The 18,526-nt window shown below is 69.9% G+C and carries 17 protein-coding genes; 12 read left to right on the top strand and 5 right to left on the bottom strand.

The window, feature by feature from the left end; genetic code table 11:
• The first annotated feature begins 29 nt into the window (after positions 1-29).
• Positions 30-581 carry a MerR family transcriptional regulator gene (locus tag AB0P25_RS00505; protein ID WP_064109338.1) on the top strand — a complete coding sequence of 184 codons (552 nt, stop codon included), beginning with the start codon at positions 30-32 and terminating at the stop codon, positions 579-581.
• Between the two features lie 127 nt (positions 582-708).
• On the opposite strand, the gene AB0P25_RS00500 is transcribed toward AB0P25_RS00505, so the two are convergent.
• A complete protein-coding gene (locus tag AB0P25_RS00500) occupies positions 709-1,518 on the bottom strand; it encodes a ParA family protein (RefSeq protein ID WP_363804755.1) in 810 nt (269 codons plus the stop codon).
• Positions 1,519-1,597: 79 nt separating this feature from the next.
• Between AB0P25_RS00500 and AB0P25_RS00495 the strand changes: the two genes are divergently transcribed.
• The 6 genes from AB0P25_RS00495 (at position 1,598) to AB0P25_RS00470 (ending at position 8,439) form a co-directional block, all read left to right on the top strand.
• Complete coding sequence (locus AB0P25_RS00495) at positions 1,598-5,002, top strand: pyruvate carboxylase (RefSeq protein WP_363804754.1); 3,405 nt, start codon at positions 1,598-1,600, stop codon at positions 5,000-5,002.
• Positions 5,003-5,067: 65 nt separating this feature from the next.
• Positions 5,068-6,399, top strand: coding sequence for a MinD/ParA family protein (locus tag AB0P25_RS00490; protein ID WP_363804753.1), 1,332 nt, complete (start codon positions 5,068-5,070; stop codon positions 6,397-6,399).
• A gap of 32 nt (positions 6,400-6,431) precedes the next feature.
• Entirely contained in the window at positions 6,432-6,923 is a 492-nt protein-coding gene (gene def / locus AB0P25_RS00485) for a peptide deformylase (protein WP_363804751.1), read from the top strand.
• Positions 6,924-6,973: 50 nt separating this feature from the next.
• The gene (locus AB0P25_RS00480; RefSeq protein ID WP_363804750.1) at positions 6,974-7,183 is read left to right on the top strand and encodes a ribonuclease PH; all 210 of its coding nucleotides are present in this window, start codon (positions 6,974-6,976) and stop codon (positions 7,181-7,183) included.
• Positions 7,180-7,584 (top strand): hypothetical protein, encoded by a 405-nt coding sequence (locus tag AB0P25_RS00475; RefSeq protein ID WP_363804748.1) that lies wholly within the window; start codon positions 7,180-7,182, stop codon positions 7,582-7,584. The genes AB0P25_RS00480 and AB0P25_RS00475 overlap by 4 nt, the downstream gene beginning before the upstream one ends.
• Positions 7,585-7,593: 9 nt before the next feature.
• Entirely contained in the window at positions 7,594-8,439 is an 846-nt protein-coding gene (locus AB0P25_RS00470; RefSeq protein WP_363804747.1) for an NAD(P)-dependent oxidoreductase, read from the top strand.
• A 159-nt stretch (positions 8,440-8,598) separates the two neighbouring features.
• On the opposite strand, the gene AB0P25_RS00465 is transcribed toward AB0P25_RS00470, so the two are convergent.
• Positions 8,599-8,724: a hypothetical protein gene (locus AB0P25_RS00465; protein WP_363804746.1), complete on the bottom strand. Its 126-nt coding sequence runs from the start codon at positions 8,722-8,724 to the stop codon at positions 8,599-8,601.
• A gap of 54 nt (positions 8,725-8,778) precedes the next feature.
• Here AB0P25_RS00465 and AB0P25_RS00460 point away from each other — a divergent pair, with 54 nt between their 5' ends.
• Positions 8,779-9,504: a hypothetical protein gene (locus AB0P25_RS00460; RefSeq protein WP_363804745.1), complete on the top strand. Its 726-nt coding sequence runs from the start codon at positions 8,779-8,781 to the stop codon at positions 9,502-9,504.
• Between the two features lie 35 nt (positions 9,505-9,539).
• On the opposite strand, the gene AB0P25_RS00455 is transcribed toward AB0P25_RS00460, so the two are convergent.
• The gene (locus AB0P25_RS00455; RefSeq protein WP_363804744.1) at positions 9,540-11,369 is read right to left on the bottom strand and encodes an AMP-dependent synthetase/ligase; all 1,830 of its coding nucleotides are present in this window, start codon (positions 11,367-11,369) and stop codon (positions 9,540-9,542) included.
• Between the two features lie 139 nt (positions 11,370-11,508).
• Here AB0P25_RS00455 and AB0P25_RS00450 point away from each other — a divergent pair, with 139 nt between their 5' ends.
• From AB0P25_RS00450 to AB0P25_RS00440, 3 genes are all read left to right on the top strand, one after another.
• Positions 11,509-12,459, top strand: coding sequence for an ROK family glucokinase (locus tag AB0P25_RS00450; RefSeq protein ID WP_363804743.1), 951 nt, complete (start codon positions 11,509-11,511; stop codon positions 12,457-12,459).
• Between the two features lie 28 nt (positions 12,460-12,487).
• Complete coding sequence (locus tag AB0P25_RS00445) at positions 12,488-13,177, top strand: lysophospholipid acyltransferase family protein (protein ID WP_363804742.1); 690 nt, start codon at positions 12,488-12,490, stop codon at positions 13,175-13,177.
• Between the two features lie 108 nt (positions 13,178-13,285).
• Positions 13,286-14,614 carry a class II 3-deoxy-7-phosphoheptulonate synthase gene (locus AB0P25_RS00440; RefSeq protein ID WP_363806205.1) on the top strand — a complete coding sequence of 443 codons (1,329 nt, stop codon included), beginning with the start codon at positions 13,286-13,288 and terminating at the stop codon, positions 14,612-14,614.
• Positions 14,615-14,907: 293 nt separating this feature from the next.
• Here the strand turns inward: AB0P25_RS00440 and pknB are convergent, their stop codons facing one another.
• Both pknB and AB0P25_RS00430 read right to left on the bottom strand, forming a co-directional pair.
• Complete coding sequence (pknB, locus tag AB0P25_RS00435; RefSeq protein ID WP_363804741.1) at positions 14,908-16,809, bottom strand: Stk1 family PASTA domain-containing Ser/Thr kinase; 1,902 nt, start codon at positions 16,807-16,809, stop codon at positions 14,908-14,910.
• Between the two features lie 100 nt (positions 16,810-16,909).
• The gene (locus tag AB0P25_RS00430; protein WP_363804740.1) at positions 16,910-18,019 is read right to left on the bottom strand and encodes a LysM peptidoglycan-binding domain-containing protein; all 1,110 of its coding nucleotides are present in this window, start codon (positions 18,017-18,019) and stop codon (positions 16,910-16,912) included.
• A gap of 151 nt (positions 18,020-18,170) precedes the next feature.
• Here AB0P25_RS00430 and AB0P25_RS00425 point away from each other — a divergent pair, with 151 nt between their 5' ends.
• Complete coding sequence (locus AB0P25_RS00425; RefSeq protein ID WP_363804738.1) at positions 18,171-18,512, top strand: Rv2175c family DNA-binding protein; 342 nt, start codon at positions 18,171-18,173, stop codon at positions 18,510-18,512.
• Positions 18,513-18,526: the final 14 nt, after the last annotated feature.

Raw genomic sequence — 18,526 nt, 5'->3', positions numbered from 1 at the left:
ATCCACTACCCGGGTGAGAGGCGATCTTCATGAGCGAACTGAGTCGTGACGACGGCGCCTCACGCTACGACCTGGGCCTGCTCTTCACCGACGGCCTGCCCGAGATGGACGACGTGAACGGCTACCGCGGTGCGGTCGCCGCCCGCGCGGCCGGCATCTCCTACCGCCAGCTCGACTACTGGGCCCGGACCGGCCTGGTCGAGCCGACCGTTCGCGGCGCCGCCGGCTCCGGCTCGCAGCGCCTGTACGGCTTCCGCGACATCCTCGTGCTCAAGCTCGTGAAGCGCCTCCTCGACACCGGCATCTCGCTGCAGCAGATCCGCACCGCCGTCAACCAGCTCCGCGAGTCCGGCGTGAACGACCTCGCCCAGACCACGCTGATGAGCGACGGTGCGAGCGTCTACCTCTGCACCTCCAACGACGAGGTCATCGACCTCGTAAGCCGCGGTCAGGGCGTCTTCGGCATCGCGGTCGGCAAGGTCCTCCGCGAGGTGGAGACCAGCCTGGTCGAGCTGGACACCCAGCCCGACGCGATGGACGAGCTCGCCGCTCGCCGCGCCGCGCGCACCCGCGCCTCCTGACGCGCCGCGCGCCCGCCGCGCATCCCCTCCCACCGCGCTCGAAGTGCAGCTCGTTGCGCTCGACACGCCGTGCGGGTGCGCAACGACCTGCACTTCACCGATGTGGTGAGGCGCCCGGAGGTGGGCCTCAGGACTGAGCGGTCGCGTACTCGCCGAGGCGCGCGGTGCGGAGCACACGCTCCAGCAGCAGGTCGAAGTTGTGCGCCATCTCCTGCGCGCTCTCGCCCGGCCAGACGTGCAGCGGCTTCGCCGCACCCTGCGCCTGCTGCAGCGACGTGCGCTCCGGCAGCTGGGGGGAGAGCACGAGCGGGCCGAACATGTCGCGCAGCTCCTTGATGCGGAACTGGTGCTCCAGCGACTGAACGCGCGCGCGGTTGACGATGATGCCGAGCGGCTGGAGGCGCGGAGACAGACCGCGCCGAATCTCCTCGATCGCGCGCAGCGCACGGTCGGCGGCCGCGACGGAGAACAGGCCCGGCTCGGTCACCACGGCGACGCGGTCGCTCGCGGCCCAGGCCGTGCGGGTCAGCGCGTTGAGCGACGGCGCGCAGTCGATCAGCACGAGCTCGTAGTCGTGCTCGACGTTAGCCAGCGCCTCCTCGAGCTTCCAGATGTCGCGGATGCTCGGGTGCGGGCCGTCGAAGTTGATCGCGGACGGGCTGCCGATCATCACGTCGATCGTGCCGGAGCGGCCCTTCGTCCAGCCGGACGGCGCGATCGCGGCGCGCACGATCTTCTCCTTGGGGGAGGCGAGCACGTCGGCGACGTTGAGGTGACCGGCGACCTGGATGTCCATGCCGGTCGAGACGTCCGACTGCGGATCGAGGTCGACGACCAGCGTACGCAGCCCTTTGGCGAACGCCGCGGACGCCAGACCGAGCGTCACAGTGGTCTTACCGACACCGCCCTTGAGGGAGCTAACGCTGAGTACGTGCACGAGAGCCACGTTACCTTCACTAGTCTTAGAGAACCTAACCGTTTGCTGTGTGGTGATCACCCCTGCTCGAAAGGTCCCCATGTTCCGAAAGATCCTCGTTGCCAACCGCGGTGAAATCGCCATCCGGGCCTTCCGGGCCGCATACGAGCTGGGCGCCCAGACCGTCGCCGTGTTCCCGTACGAGGATCGCAACTCCATGCACCGGCTGAAGGCGGACGAGGCGTACCAGATCGGCGAGCCCGGCCACCCGGTCCGCGCCTACCTCGATGTCGCGGAGATCATCCGCGTCGCGAAGGAGTCGGGCGCCGACGCCATCTACCCGGGCTACGGCTTCCTCTCCGAGAACCCCGAGCTGGCCGACGCGGCCCGCGCGGCCGGCATCGCCTTCATCGGCCCGCGCGCCGAGGTGCTGGAGATGGCCGGCAACAAGGTGACCGCCAAGGAGCACGCCATCGCCGCGGGCGTCCCCGTGCTCAAGTCGACCCCGCCGTCGCGCGACATCGACGAGCTGCTGGCAGGCGCCGACGCGATCGGCTTCCCGATCTTCGCCAAGGCGGTCGCCGGCGGCGGCGGCCGCGGCATGCGCCGCGTCGCGACCAAGGAGGACCTGCGTCCGGCCCTCGAAGAGGCCATGCGCGAGGCCGACAGCGCCTTCGGCGACCCCACCATGTTCCTGGAGCAGGCGGTGCTGCGTCCGCGTCACATCGAGGTGCAGATCCTCGCGGACGGCGCGGGCGACACCATCCACCTGTTCGAGCGCGACTGCTCGGTGCAGCGCCGCCACCAGAAGGTGGTCGAGATCGCTCCGGCCCCGAACCTCTCCGACGACATCCGCCAGGCGCTCTACCGCGACGCCATCGCGTTCGCGAAGTCGATCAACTACGAGAACGCCGGGACCGTGGAGTTCCTGCTCGACACCGCGGGCGAGCGCGCCGGCCAGCACGTGTTCATCGAGATGAACCCGCGCATCCAGGTCGAGCACACGGTCACGGAGGAGATCACCGACGTCGACCTCGTGCAGTCGCAGATCCGCATCGCGGCGGGGGAGACCCTGGCCGACCTCGGTCTCAGCCAGGACAGCGTCCAGATGCGCGGCGCCGCCCTGCAGTGCCGCATCACGACCGAGGACCCGACCGCGGGCTTCCGCCCCGACACCGGCAAGATCACGACCTACCGCTCGCCGGGCGGCGCCGGCATCCGCCTCGACGGCGGCACGATCAACCCGGGTGCCCAGATCAGCCCGCACTTCGACTCCATGCTCGCGAAGCTCATCACCCGCGGCCGTGACTTCCCGGCTGCCGTGCTGCGCGCCCGCCGTGCGCTGGCCGAGTTCCGCGTCCGCGGCGTCGCCACGAACATCCCGTTCCTGCAGGCCGTGATGGAGGACCCGGACTTCATCGCCGGTAACGTCTCCACCTCGTTCATCGAGGAGCGTCCGGAGCTGTTCCGCGGCCGCACCTCGAAGGACCGCGGCACCAAGGTGCTCAACTGGCTCGCCGATGTGACCGTCAACCAGCCGAACGGCCCGCGCCCGCAGACTGCGGACCCGGCCGAGAAGCTGCCGCAGATCGACCTCAGCGCCCCGGCACCCGCGGGCTCGCGCCAGCGCCTGCTCGAGCTGGGGCCGAAGGGCTTCGCCGAGGCGTTGCGCGCCCAGAAGGCGCTCGCGGTCACCGAGACCACGTTCCGCGACGCGCACCAGTCGCTGCTCGCGACCCGCGTCCGCACCCGCGACCTCGTCGCGGTCGCGCCCTACGTGGCGCGCATGACTCCGGAGCTGCTGTCCGTCGAGGCCTGGGGAGGCGCGACCTACGACGTCGCACTCCGCTTCCTCGGCGAGGACCCGTGGGAGCGTCTGGCCACGCTGCGCGAGGCGCTGCCGAACATCAACATCCAGATGCTGCTCCGCGGCCGCAACACCGTCGGGTACACGCCGTACCCGACGCAGGTGACCGACGCCTTCGTTCGTGAGGCCGCGGCCACCGGTGTGGACATCTTCCGCATCTTCGACGCGCTCAACGACGTGTCGCAGATGCGCCCCGCGATCGAGTCGGTGCTCGCCACCGGCTCCTCGATCGCCGAGGTGGCCGTCTGCTACACGGGCGACCTGCTCGACCCGGCCGAAGACCTCTACACGCTCGACTACTACCTCCGCCTGGCGGAGCAGATCGTCGAGTCGGGCGCGCACATCCTGGCCATCAAGGACATGGCGGGCCTGCTGCGCCCGGCGGCCGCCGAGAAGCTGGTCGCCGCTTTCCGCGAGCGGTTCGACCTCCCGGTGCACGTGCACACGCACGACACCCCGGGCGGCCAGCTGGGCACCCTGCTCGCCGCCTCGCGGGCCGGAGCGGACGCGGTGGATGTGGCGAGCGCCCCCATGGCCGGCACCACCAGCCAGCCCAGTGCCTCCGCCCTCGTCGCGGCCCTCGCGCACACCGAACGCGACACCGGCATCTCGCTCTCCGCGGTCGAAGACCTCGAGCCGTACTGGGAGGCCGTGCGCCAGGTCTACCGCCCGTTCGAGTCGGGCCTGCCCGGCCCCACGGGCCGCGTGTACAAGCACGAGATCCCCGGCGGCCAGCTCTCCAACCTGCGCCAGCAGGCGAAGGCTCTGGGGCTCGCCGAGGACTTCGAGCTCGTCGAGGACATGTACGCGGCCGCGAACCGCATCCTGGGACGCATCCCGAAGGTGACGCCGTCGTCCAAGGTCGTCGGCGACCTCGCGCTGCACCTCGCCGCGGTGAAGGCCGACCCCGACGACTTCGCCGAGAACCCGCAGAACTACGACATCCCGGACTCGGTGGTCGGGTTCATGGCGGGCGAGCTGGGCGAACTGCCCGGCGGCTGGCCCGAGCCCTTCCGCACCAAGGTGCTGGCGGGCAAGACGGTCAAGGTCGGCGTGGAGGACCTGTCCGCCGACGACGCCTCCGCCCTCGAGGGATCGAGCGAGGAGCGCCGGGCGACCCTCAACCGCCTGCTGTTCCCCGCGCCCACCCGCATCTACGAGCAGATGCGGGAGCTGTTCGGCGACCTCTCGGTGGTCGACTCCCTCGACTATCTGTACGGCCTCAAGCAGGGCAGCGAGCACGTCATCGAGTTCAGCCGCGGCGTCCGCCTCTACCTCGGTCTCGAGGCGATCGGCGAGGCCGACGAGAAGGGCATGCGCACGGTCATGACCACGCTCAACGGCCAATTGCGGCCGGTGTTCGTGCGCGACCGCAGCATCACGGTCGAGTCGAAGGCGGCGGAGAAGGCGGATTCGGCCAAGCCCGGCCACATCGCCGCGCCGTTCTCGGGCGTCGTCACCCTGCAGGTCGCGGTCGGCGACCAGGTGTCGGCGGGCCAGGCCGTCGCCTCCATCGAGGCGATGAAGATGGAGGCCGCGATCACGACTCCCATCGCCGGCACGGTCGAACGGCTCGCCATCCCGAAGACCCAGCAGGTGGATGCGGGTGACCTCATCGTGGTCATCCAGCCCGCCTGAGCGGGTCGACGGCCTACAATGACGAGTCGCGGGACCCACCCGCGGCAGAAGGAGAATGCGACGACGTGGCCGAGAGTCATGATGCCGGTCAGCCGGAGGAGCGCCCCGCGCGCGATCTGGTGCCGGCCGACGACGAGCTGACGCCTGCTCCCGCGTTCGAGCCGCTGCCGTCGCTCGATGTCGACGCGAACCTCAGCATCGCCGTCGACCTGCCCCCGGTGCAGCCGCACGAGGTGCCGGAGGACGAGGCGGCCGTCGCGATCGACGACGTCCCGGTCGACCCGGGGTTCGTCGCGTCGCCGAGCGAGCCGACGACCATGTCGGTCGCGATCGTCGCATCGCGGCTCGCGACCGCGCCGGAGGCCGCCGACGGCGACCCCGTCACGCCGCTCCCTGCCTCTGAGCCGTTCGCCGGCTCCCGCCGCGACCGCCTGCGCGGCGAGCACTCCGTCCAGCCGGAGCCGGCCGCCATGCTGACCGCCGATCGCCTCCTCGAGGTGAACCGCAAGACGCGCCCCGGCCCTGAGGGGCCGTGGCAGCGGTTCGTCTACAACGTCACGTTCCGCACGGTGAATCTCGGCGACTCCGCCAAGGTGCGCGCCCGCAAGGAGCTCGACCACCGCATCCAGAAGCAGTTGGAGGGCGGTGCGCGCTTCGTGCCTGTGCTCACACGCAAGGGCGGCGTCGGCAAGACCACCGTGACCACCCTGCTCGGGATGGCGCTGGCCTCGGCCCGTGAGGACCGCATCATCGCGATCGACGCGAACCCCGACCGCGGGACGCTGTCCGAGCGCGTTCCGCGGCAGACGCGCTCGACGGTCCGGGACGTGGTACACAAGGCCGCGAGCATCGGCGGGTTCACCGACTTCTCGACGCTCGTCTCGCGCGACGAGACGCGGCTCGACATCCTCGCGTCGGACACCGATCCGATGCTCTCCGAGGCCTTCGACGAGAACGACTACAACGTCGTCGCCGACCTCTCGGCCCGGTTCTACTCGATCGTGCTGACCGACTGCGGCACCGGCATCGTCCACTCGGTGATGCGGGCCACCCTGCAGCGCGCCGACTCGCTCGTCATCGTCTCCGGCGGCAGCGTGGACGAGGCACGCCTCGCCTCCGAGACGCTGACCTGGCTGGAGGCGAACGGCTACGGCGACCTCGTCCGCAACGCCGTCGTCGCGCTGAACACCGCCACGCACGCCACCAACCTGGTCAAGCTGGAGGAGATCGAGGCGCACTTCCGGTCGCGCGTCCGCGAGATCGTGCGCATCCCGTACGACCCCCAGTTGGCCGCCGGCTCCGTGGTGTCGTGGAAGGACCTCAAGCCGCTGACGCGCCTCTCCGCCCGCACCCTCGCCGCGCTCGTGGTCGAGGGCCTGCCGGCCGAGCGCGACTGACCCCGTCCACCCCGCCGTTTCGAGGAGTACCTGTGACCGAACGCCAGATCCGCCTGTTCGGCGACCCCGTGCTGAAGACCCCGTCGGAGCCGATCGGCGACATCGACGACGGCGTCCGCGGCCTCGTCGAGGACCTGGTGGACAGCGTTCTGCCGCCCGGCCGCGCCGGCGTCGCCGCGCCGCAGATCGGCGTGAACGAGCGCGCCTTCAGCTACAACGTCGACGGTCAGGTCGGCTACGTGATCAACCCGGTCCTCGCCGAGGTGTCGGGGGAGCCGGAGCTGATGGACGAGGGCTGCCTCTCCGTCCCGGGCCTCTGGTTCAAGACTTTGCGCTACCCGTACGCGCGGGTGACGGGCGTCGACCTCGAGGGCAACCCGATCGAGGTCGCCGGCACCGGCGTGCTCGCGCAGGCGCTCCAGCACGAGACCGACCACCTCGACGGCACGCTCTACCTCGACCGGCTCGACAAGGAGAGTCGTCGCGAGGCGATGAAGCAGGTGCGCGAGTCCGACTGGTTCTGACGCGTCTAGAGCTCTAGACGCCTTGTGTCTAGTCGGACTAGACTGGATCGATGAAGAAAGCCGCCGTCCTCAAGCGACTGAAGACGGCGGCGCGGCAAGCGGGCTTGGAGTACCGGGAGGTCGAGCTCACGAACCATACAGGCGTGATAGTCGGCGCTACACGAAGCACCATCGGCCGGCATTCCGAGATGCCCGATCAGGCCGCCAAGAAGTTCTGGGATCAGTTCGCGAGCGAGTTGGGAAAAGGGTGGTGGCGATGACGATGTACACGTCTCATGCTGAGCGCGCCGGCTCCTGGTGGGTCGCGCAATGCGACGAGGTGCCGGGAGCCATCTCTCAGGTGAAGCGCTTGAACGAGGTGGAGGCCGCCCAGCGGGAGGCCATCGCCTGGGTCTCGGGAGTTCCCGAATCTTCGGTCGATGTGCACGTCGTGGCCTCCATCACGCCCGAGGTGGATCGGGAGATCGACGAACTGCGCCATTTGAGAGCCGCACTGGAAGACCAGGAAGCTCGCGCGATGGGGATGAGTCGGGAGATCGCACGAAGCCTCAAGGCTCAGGGCTATACGGTCCGCGAGATCGGCGTCGTGCTCGGTGTCTCCCACCAGCGAGCGCAGCAGCTGATCCACGACGAGCCCGCCGGTCGCCTTCGCCGCGCCTAGGATGGCCGTATGCGCATTGCGGTCACCGGAGGATCGGGCAAGCTCGGACGCACCGTGGTGCGCGAGCTGCGGAAGAACGGGGACCACGTCGTCTCCCTGGACGCGACGGGGGAGCGCGGTCCCGGCTTCGTCCGCGTCGACCTGACCGACTACGGCCAGACGCTCGACGCCATCCTGGGCGTGAACGATCAGCACGACGGCTTCGACGCGATCGTGCACCTGGCGGCCATCCCTGCCCCGGGCATCCTGAGCGACGTGGCGACCTTCCACAACAACATCCGGGTCACCTACAACGTCTTCCAGGCGGCGCGGCGCGCGGGCATCCGCAACGTCGTGTACGCGTCGAGCGAGACGGTCCTGGGCCTGCCGTTCGACGTGCCGCCGCCGTACATCCCGGTGGACGAGGACTACCCGGCGCGCCCGGAGAGCACGTACTCGCTGGTGAAGCACCTCGAGGAGCAGATGGCGATCGAGCTGGTCCGCTGGGATCCGGCGCTCAAGATCGTGGCCCTCCGCTTCTCCAACGTCATGGACCCCGAAGACTACGCGGCCTTCCCCGCGTTCGACGACGACCCGTGGGCCCGCAAGTGGAACCTGTGGGGCTACATCGACGCGCGCGACGGCGCCCAGGCGATCCGCCGCGCCCTCGAGTGGGACACGACCGGCTTCGACCGCTTCATCGTCGCCGCCGCCGACACCGTCATGAGCCGCCCGAACGCGGAGCTGGTCGCAGAGGTCTTCCCCGGCGTCCCGCTGAAGCGAGAACTCGGCGTCAACGACACCCTGCTCTCCATCGACAAGGCCCGTCGCATCCTCGGGTACGCCCCCACCCACTCCTGGCGCAACGAGGTCTAGCCACTTCGAGATTCGTGCCGAATGTGCGTTATGGGCGCCCCATGACGCACATTCGGCACGAATCCGCCTCCGCGCTCTGCTGTGGAGAGGGCGAGTTGTCCACAGAAGCGGGGGACGCCTCCTCCAGACTTGCGGAGCGCGAGACCCTGAGGGATGCGCTCACCGCACCCCTTGCCTCCACAGCTCGGCGACGAGCCGTTCACGACCGGCGACGCGCGCAGCGTCGGAGTCGCCGCGCGACGGCTCCGAGCGCGAGACCTGCGTCACCCGTTCCACGGCGTGCATGTCGCCTCGCCGCCGTCGACCGTCCGTGAACTCTGCCGCGCTTACCTGCCGGTCATGCCCGAGGACGCCTGGTTCAGCCACCAGACTGGGGCGGTTCTACTCGGAATACCGCTTCCCGCCGTGTCCGTACACGATCCGATCCACGTCTCCGTCGCCTTCCCGCGCACACCGCCGGCGGGTCGAGGCGTCGTCGGCCACAGCCTCGGCGGGATGACCGGGATCGTCCTCGACGGGATGCCCGTAGCCGCTCCGGCCCATGTGTGGTGCCAATTGTCCGGTCTGCTGAGCCGTGAGGATCTCGTGGCGGCGGGGGATCACCTGGTCGGCGCGCGCAAACGTGAACGGCTCGTCGACCTGGGAGAGCTCGTCGACATCAGCGCCCACCGACGGCGCACCAAGGGAGCCTCCAAGCGCTCCTGGGCGTTGTCGCGCATCCGCTGGGGTGTGGATTCACGTCCGGAGACGCTTCTTCGGCTCGTCCTCGAAAAGTGGGGGCTCGACGGTCTCGACGTGAATCGTCCCATAGTGGTCGCGGGTGGGCGGCTGACGCTTCATCCCGATCTCAGCCACACCGTGCACCGGGTCGCCTTCGAGTACGAGGGCGACGGCCATCGCGTCGACCGTCGACAGTGGCACGACGACATCGTGCGCCAAGAGATGCTCGAGGCCGAGGGCTGGCGTGTGATGCGCGTCACCGCCGCCGACCTCTTCAGCAATCGACCGGCCTTCTACAGCCGCGTCCGAGAATTCCTGCCGAATGTGCGTTTAGGGCGGCCCTGAACGCACATTCGGCACGAATCGTGAGGGAGGAGGCGTCAGTGGGCGAGCGAGAAGCCCTGCGTGCTGGGGTTGTCGCTGTAGATCCCGTCGACGACGTCCGCGAAGTCGGCCAGGATGACGTTGCGCTTGATGCTGAGCTTGGGCGTCAGGTGGCCGCTCGCCTCGGTCAGTTCCGTGGCGAGCACGACGAACTTGCGGATGCTCTCGGCGCGCGAGACGCCCGCGTTCGCGTGGTCGATCGCCCGCTGGATCTCGGCGTGCACGGCCGGATTCACGGACGCCTCGGCGAGGGTCATGTCCTTGTCCTCGCCGTTGTTCGCGAGCCAGGTCGGCAGCATCTCGGTGTCGAGCGTGATGAGCGCCGAGATGAACGGCTTCTGGTCGCCGACCACGATCACCTGGCTGACCAGCGGGTTGGAGCGGATGGGGTCCTCCAGCGCCGCCGGCGACACGTTCTTCCCGCCGGCGGTGACGATGATCTCCTTCTTGCGGCCCGTGATCGTCAGGTACCCGTCCGAGTCGAAGGACCCGAGATCACCGGTCTTGAACCAGCCGTCGTCGAACGCCGCGGCCGTCGCCTCCGGGTTCTTCCAGTACTCCTTGAAGACGTTGATGCCACGGACCTGGATCTCCCCGTCCTCGGCGAGACGCAGGTCGACACCCGGCAACGCCGGGCCGACGGTCCCGATCTTGAACATGTCGGGCCGGTTCACGGTCGCGGGAGCGGTCGTCTCGGTGAGGCCGTAGCCCTCGAGGATCTTGATGCCGAGGCTGTGGTAGAAGTGGCCGAGGTGCGAGCCCAGCGGGGCGGATCCCGACACCGCGAACTTCACCCGGCCGCCCATCGCCGCGCGCAGCTTCGAGAACACCAGCCGGTCGTAGAGCGCGAACTTCAGCTTGAGCGCGAACGGCACCGACCCGGCCTCGACGGCCTTCGAGTGCTCGACGGCGACCTCTGCCGCCGCGCGGAAGATCTTGCCGCGTCCACCGCTCTCGGCCTTCTGCTCCGCCGAGTTGTAGACCTTCTCGAACACCCGCGGAACGGCCAGGAGGAACGTCGGCTTGAAGCTCGCGAGCGCGGGCAGCAGCTGCTTGGTGTCCGCCTGGTGGCCGACCTTCACGCCGCCCGTCACGCACAGCACGGCGATGAAGCGCGCGAAGACGTGCGCGGTCGTGATGAACAGGAGGGTGGATGCTCCGCCCGGCTGCTGCACGACCTCCTTCAGCGCCTCGGCCGAGTTGCGCGACAGCTCGACGAAGTTGGAGTGGGTGAGGACGCATCCCTTCGGCCGTCCGGTCGAACCCGACGTGTAGATGAGCGTGCCGATGTCCGAGCCCTTCGCCAGGTTGCGGCGGCGCTCGATCTCCTCGTCCGGGACGTCGCGGCCGGCGGCGGCGAGCTTGTCGAGGTCGCCCAGGTGGAGCTGCCAGACGGTCCCGATGAGCGGGAGCTCGGGGTGGACCTCGTCGAAGCGGGCGTGCATCTCGGCCGTCTCGAGGAACACCGCGATGGCGCCCGAGTCGGACATGTTCCACTGGATCTGGGTGGGGGAGGAGGTCTCGTAGATGGGGACCAGCACGGCACCGGCGAACCAGGTCGCGAAGTCGATCAGCGTCCACTCGTACCGGGTCTTCGACATCAGCCCGATCTTGTCGCCCGGCTGGATGCCCGCCGCGACGAGGCCCTTCGCCAGCGCGATCACCTGCCGGTGGAACTCCGCGGCCGTCACGTCCTTCCATCCTGCGCCGTCGGGCAGGCTGAACAGCGGCTGGTCCGGGGTCTCGGCCACGCGCTGCACGAGCAGGTCGGTGGCGTTGGCCTCCGGGTCGGCGGGGACGACTGCGGGGGTTTCGAACAGATTCACGGTAGCTCCCTCGATACCGGGCGGCGGGCTTCCGGCCGAATGGCTTCGGCCGGATGGGTTGATTACACTCTAGATGGTTTGGCCGGGAGCCTTCTGCGCCCCGGTGCCACCCCCACCCCCGCACTCAGGAAGGCCACACGTGCACGCCATCGGCATCGACATCGGCGGGACCAAGATCGCGGGAGCCGTCGTCGACGAGCTCGGCGTGATCGTGCGCGAGGACCGGGTGCCCACCGACGCGAGCCGTCCGGAGCAGATCGAGAACGCCGTCGTCGAGATGATCGAGCGCCTGTCCGACGGTCCGGAGGAGATCGCCGGCGCCGGCGTCGCGGCCGCGGGCTTCATCGACGCCGCGCAGTCCACCGTCTACTACGCGCCGAACATCAACTGGCGGCACGAGCCGTTCCGCGAGAAGCTCGAGAGGCGGATCGAGCTTCCGGTGCTCATCGAGAACGACGCGAACGCCGCCGGCTGGGCCGAGTTCCGCTACGGCGCTGGGCGCCTGGTCTCCGACATGGTCATCCTCACCATCGGCACCGGCGTCGGCGGCGCCATCGTCAGCAACGACCGCCTGTTCCGCGGCGGCTTCGGCGCGGGCGCCGAGATCGGTCACATGCGCGTCGTCCCCGGCGGCCTGCCCTGCGGCTGCGGCGCGCACGGCTGCATCGAGCAGTACGGATCGGGACGCGCGCTGCAGCGCATGGCCAACGAGCTCGCCGACGCGGGCGGCATCGGCCAGGGCCTCGCGGACGTCCGCGCCCGGACCGGCGCCCTGACCGGCCACGACATCAGCGCCCTCATCACCGCGCGGGACCCCGGCGCGCTCGCCGCGCTGCGCCAGCTGGGCGACTGGCTCGGCCAGGCCTGCGCGAGCCTCGGCGCCGTCCTCGACCCGCAGCTGTTCGTCTTCGGCGGCGGCGTCGCCCAGGCCGGCGAGCTGCTGCTCGAGCCGATCCGCCAGGCCTATCTCGAGAACCTGCCCGCCCGCGGGTTCCACCCCGAGCCGGAGTTCGTGATCGCCGAGCTGGTGAACGACGCCGGTGTCGTCGGCGCCGCGGACCTGGCGCGGCTGCACGCATCCTCGCTCTGAGCCGACGCGGGGGATAGGCTTCGGTTCGATGTTCTACTGGCTGATGAAGTACGTGGTCGTGGGCCCGCTGCTGCGCGGCATCTTCCGGCCGTGGGTCGTCGGCCTCGAGAACATCCCCGCCGAGGGCGCCGTCATCCTGGCGAGCAACCACCTGTCGTTCATCGACTCGATCTTCCTGCCGCTCGAGGTGGACCGGCACGTGTCCTTCCTCGCGAAGAGCGACTACTTCACGCGCCGCGGGATCAAGGGATGGGCGACCAAGGCCTTCATGAACGCCACCGGCCAGCTGCCCATCGACCGCTCGGGCGGCAAGGCGTCGGAGGCGTCCCTCAACACCGGACTCGCGGTGCTCGCCCGCGGCGAGATCCTGGGCATCTACCCGGAGGGCACGCGCAGCCCCGACGGCAAGCTGTACCGCGGCCGGACGGGCGTCGCCCGCATGATCCTGGAGGCCGGCGTCCCCGTCGTCCCGGTGGCGATGGTGGACACCGCCAAGATCATGCCGATCGGAACCCGCCTTCCGAAGATCGGCCGCATCGGCATCATCGTCGGGAAGCCGCTGGACTTCTCGCGGTTCGACGGGATGGAGGGCGACCGCTTCATCCTGCGCTCGGTCACCGACGAGATCATGTACGAGCTGCAGCGTCTCGGCGCGCAGGAATACGTCGACGTCTACGCCACCACGGTCAAGGAGAAGCGGGCGACGCTGTCACAGTAGGACGGGCGCCCCGCCATTCGCGATAGGCTCGGATATCCCCATCCACACCGAGTGAGCGGAAGACCAGTGCTACAGACCACAGAGCCCGTCGTGCGACCAGACGAGTCCGTGATCGAGGGCCTGGACTATTGGCGCACCCTCCCGATCAAGCAGCAGCCGGAGTGGCCGGACCGTGAGGCCGCCGCCGCGGCGTCTGCGGAGATCGCGACCCTCCCGCCGCTCGTGTTCGCCGGCGAGGTGGACCAGCTGCGCACCCGGCTCGCGCGCGCCGCGTCCGGCGAGGCGTTCCTGCTGCAGGGCGGCGACTGCGCCGAGACCTTCGCCGGGGCGACCGCCGACCAGATCCGCAACCGCGTCAAGACGGTGCTGCAGATGGCGGTCGTGCTGACCTACGGCGCCTCGGTGCCGGTCATCAAGATGGGGCGCATGGCCGGGCAGTTCGCCAAGCCGCGGTCCAGCGACACCGAGACCCGCAACGGCGTCACCCTGCCCGCGTACCGCGGCGACATCGTCAACGGCTACGACTTCACGCCGGAGTCGCGCCAGGCCGACCCGCGCCGTCTGGTGCAGGGGTACCACACCGCCGCATCCACGCTGAACCTCATCCGCGCCTTCACCCAGGGTGGCTTCGCCGACCTGCGCCAGGTGCACAGCTGGAACAAGGGCTTCGCCGCGAACCCCGCCAATCAGCGCTACGAGGGCCTGGCCCGCGAGATCGACCGCGCCATCAAGTTCATGGAGGCGGCGGGCGCCGACTTCGACGAGCTCACCCGGGTGGAGTTCTACTCCAGCCACGAGGCGCTGCTCATGGACTACGAGCGCCCGATGACCCGCATCGACTCCCGCACGGGCACGCCGTACAACACGTCGGCGCACTTCGTCTGGATCGGCGAGCGGACGCGCGAGCTCGACGGCGCGCATGTCGACTTCCTGTCGCGGGTGCGCAATCCGATCGGCGTGAAGCTCGGCCCGACCACCTCGCGCGACGACATGCTGCGTCTGATCGACAAGCTCGACCCCGAGCGCGAGCCCGGCCGTCTGACGTTCATCACGCGCATGGGCGCGGGCAAGATCCGGGATGCGCTTCCTCCGCTGCTCGAGGCGATCAAGCGCTCGGACGCGAAGCCGCTGTGGGTCACCGACCCGATGCACGGCAACGGCCTGACGACGCCGAACGGCTACAAGACCCGCCGCTTCGACGACATCGTCGACGAGGTGAAGGGATTCTTCGAGGCGCACCGCGCCGCGGGCACGAACCCGGGCGGCATCCACGTCGAACTGACCGGCGACGACGTGACCGAGTGCCTGGGCGGCTCCGAGCACATCGACGAGGAGACCCTGGCCACCCGCTACGAGTCGCTGTGCGACCCGCGCCTCAACCACCAGCAGTCGCTGGAGCTGGCGTTCCTGGTCGCGGAGGAGCTGTCCCGCGCCTGAGTCGCGCGCACACGAAACGGAGGAGTCCCGCGGCGAGTTGCCGCGGGACTCCTCCGTTTCGGGTTGACGGGGCTCGGAGCGGCCGGTCGTCCTCCGTTTCGCGCCTCCCGTAAGGCGCGAGCAGAACGGAGGAGATCGCCGACAACACGCCGGAGTCCGCCGTGTAACGGAGGCGTCGCGGCGTGGGCATGCCCGAGACTCCTCCGTTTCGCGCGGCAGGGGAGGGCTGGGGGCTTGCAGGAAGGACGCGAGGAGAGACGCCGCCCGAGGAGCTGTGATCGAGGTCGCCGGGTCTAGAAGCCTGCGAAGTTGACCGAGATCGTGGAGCCCTTGGGCTGCTGCGTACCCGCTTCCGGCGAGATCTTGGACACGACGAACGCGGACGGCGCGACGTCGGCGATGGCGCTGTACTTGAGTTTGAAGCCGGCGTCCGTCAGTGCCTTCTTGGCGTCCGCCCAGTTCTTCCCCACGACATCCGGCACCGTCACGGGCTCGGGGCCCTTCGACGTCTCCAACAGCAGGGTGTCGCCGGGGCGCACCGGGTCGTTCTGCGGCTTGGCCGAGATGACGTCGCCCTTGTCGACCGTGTCGCTGTAGCTCTCGGGGCCGGCGGCCGTGTGGAGGCCGACCTTGCTCAGGATGGTGTTGGCGTCGTCGACCGACTTGCCCGCCACATCCGGGATGGCGCCCGCCGAGACGACGAGGTTGACCGCCGCGGCCTCGAAGTAGGAGCCGCCGCCCGAGATGTCGGCGCCGTTGTCGGCGCGCGTCGCCGAGATGACGGTGTCGGCGGGAACCTTGGCGTCGAACTGCGGCGTGACGTCGCCGACCTTCGCGCCGACAGCTGTGATCGCGCTCTTGGCCGCGTCCGTTGTGAGGCCGGCGAGCGGTGGGATGTCGACCGGCTTCGGGCCCTGCGAGATGCGCAGCGTGACCGTGCTTCCGCGACCGGCGGGCACGCCCGCCTTCGGGTCGGTGCTCGAGACCAGGCCCTTTGCGACGGTCACGCTGTACTCCGGGGCCTGGGCGGCCTTGAAGCCGAGCTTCGTCAGCTGCGCGGTCGCCGCATCCGGTGCGCTGTTGACGACGTTCGGGACGGCGACCAGCGATCCGGGGCCGGCGCCGAAGTACCAGCCGGTGCCGGCGGCCACGCCCGCGAGGACGATGACCAGCGCGAACAGCCACCAGCCCTTCGAGCGGCGCTTGGCGGCGGCCTTCGTCAGGGTGTCGGTCGCGGCCGGCGTGCTCGACGCGACCTGCTGCCGGATGGCGGGGTTGATGATCTGCGTGTCGCCCGCCTCGATGTCGAAGGCCGGAGGCAGCACCATGGTCGGCTGGAGCACGGCTTCCCCGCGGATCGACTTCTCCGCTTCGAGCAGGCGGTCGAGCATTTCGCGGGCGTCGCGCGGGCGCCGGTCCGGGTCCTTCTCTGTCGCCCACAGAACGAGCTCGTCGAGCTCGGCTGGCACCGCCGGGTTCTTGGCGCTCGGCGCCGGGACGGCGTCGTTGGCGTGCTGGTAGGCGATCTGCATCGGCTGCTCGCCCTGGAAGGGCTGCTGGCCGGTCAGCATCTCGTACATCATGATGCCGAGCGCGTAGATGTCGCTGCGGGCGTCGGCGACGCCGCGGGTGACGAGCTCGGGGGAGAGGTAGGCGATGGTGCCGAGCAGCGCCTGCCCGGTCGCCGTGTTGGCGGAGGCGGCGCGCGCGAGACCGAAGTCGCCGATCTTGATGCGCCCGTCGTCGGCCAGCAGCACGTTCTCGGGCTTGAGGTCGCGGTGGACGATGCCCGCCTTGTGCGCGGCGGCCAGGCCCGAGAGCACGGCCTCCATGATGTCGATGGTCTGCTCGGGCGTGAGCTTGCCGTAGTCCTTGAGCAGGTCGCGCAGCGTGATGCCCGGCAGGTACTCCATGACCAGGTACGCCATGTCGCTGTCCTGGCCCTGGTCGAACACGTTGACCACGTTGGGATGCGCGAGCCGGGCGGCCGAGCGCGCCTCCTGCACGAAGCGGCTCTTGAAGGTCGAGTCGTCGGCGAGGTGGCCGTGCATGATCTTGATCGCGACCCGGCGCTCGAGGCGGAGGTCGGTGGCCAGGTAGACGGTCGCCATGCCTCCGCGAGCGATCCGCGAGCGCACCTGATACCGGCCGTCGATGAGACGGCCGATCATCGGGTCGGTCTGGCTCGTGGTCACGAATCGAGTCTAAGGAACGACGTATGCCGGAACCGACTCAAAACACCGGTGAGGGCGAGGGCTGTGACCGGGCTGTGACCTTCCGCAGCGTGCACGGCCGTCAGCCGAGCTGGGCGAGCCACGCGCGGGCGGAGGCCTCCCACTTGGCGTAGGCATCGGGGAAGGCCGAGAGCTGCACGGACTGCGCGGCCTGCGTGACGGTCATCCCGCTCCACCCGGGGATGTCGAGCAGGCCGCGGGTGCGTCCCTTGTTGGGGTTCGACGCGCCTCCGTAGAAGGCGAGCGTGGCGCGCGTGGGATCGAGTACCTGGTCGGGCGTTCCCCAACCGGTGCTCGGGCGCTGCTGGAACAGGCCGAGCGAGTCGCGGTCACCGTAGCGGACATTGCGGAGGCCGGACTCCTGGGCGGCGGCGGACAGCGCGATCACGATGCCCTGATCGGGCACGCCGAGCTGACGCCCGAGGCGGACGATGAGCGCGGCGTTGCCCCGCATCTCGTCGGTGAGGGCGACGACGCGGCCCGGAGCGGCGACCGGCAGCGGCGCGGGCGCCGCGACGGGTGCGGCGACCACGGGCGTCGGCGTGTTGACCGCCGCGGTGGTGATGCCCGGGATGCGGACCTTCTGCCCGGGGAAGATGAGGCTCGACGCGCTGAGGCCGTTCGCCGCGAGGACGGCCTTCGTGGTCACACCGAAACGTCCGGCGATGCCGCTGACGGTGTCGCCGCGGGCGACCGTGTACGTCGTGGTGGCGGGGGCAGCCGGGGCCGCCGGTGCCGCCGGTGCCGGGGCGGGTGCCGCGGGCGCTGCCGGCGCGGCGGCCGGGCCCGCGAGCGCCAGCACCTGACCGGGGAAGATCAGGCTCTTCCAGCTCAGCCCGTTCATGGCGAGCACGGCGGCCGTCGAGAGGCCGAAGCGAGCGGCGATGCCCGACACGGTGTCGCCCGACTGCACGCGGTAGCTCGCCGGGGCGGCGGCCACGCTCGTCTGCGCTGCAGACGCGTCGGGCGTGCGCTCGATCGTGCTGACGACGGTCGATCGGCCGAAGGCCCCGACCTCGCCGGTGTCTCCGGCTCGGTCGGTGGCCCGGTGCTCCGCGGGAGCCGCTTGCGCCGGTGTGACCAGCCCCATCGTCACCGCGAGCGAGCTCGCCACGGCGATCGGCACCGTGCCCAGCATGCCGCGGATCCTGCCGGTGTCTGCCTGAGCCATGGGGACCCCCTGTTCGAGTGACACGTCGACATACCACGCTGGCACGGTTGGATATGCAAGTCAACGCAAGTGACGCATGTGACAGGAGTTTACCTGATCGTAACAATCAGGGAAACGTGCGCGGCCGGTCCACTCGTGGCACGCTGGGAGGGTGAGCGAGCCCGTCCAGACCACGGAGTGGTTGACCGTCCCCGACCTCGTCGAGCTGCTGGGCCTGAGCGTGAGCCGGGTCCGTCGCCTCATCGAAGACCGCCATCTCGGCGCCAAGCGCGTCGACGGCGTGCTCAAGGTTCCCGCCGCCTTCCTGAAGGACGGTCAGCCCCTCAGCGAGCTGCACGGCACCCTCATCGTGCTGGCCGACGACGGCTTCAGCGACGACGAGGCGGTCGACTGGCTGCTCGAGGAGGAGGAGAGCCTGGGAACGTCGCCGATCGAGGCGCTTCGCGCCGGCCGAAAGGCCGAGGTCCGCCGGGTCGCTCAGGCGCTCGCGTAGCGAACAGCCTGCGC

Source organism: Leifsonia sp. NPDC077715, assembly GCF_040686855.1.
In the GTDB taxonomy this organism is placed as follows: Bacteria; Actinomycetota; Actinomycetes; order Actinomycetales; family Microbacteriaceae; genus Leifsonia.
The sequence above is the reverse complement of the archived record's forward strand: the minus strand, read 5'-3'. Positions and strand labels throughout refer to the sequence as shown.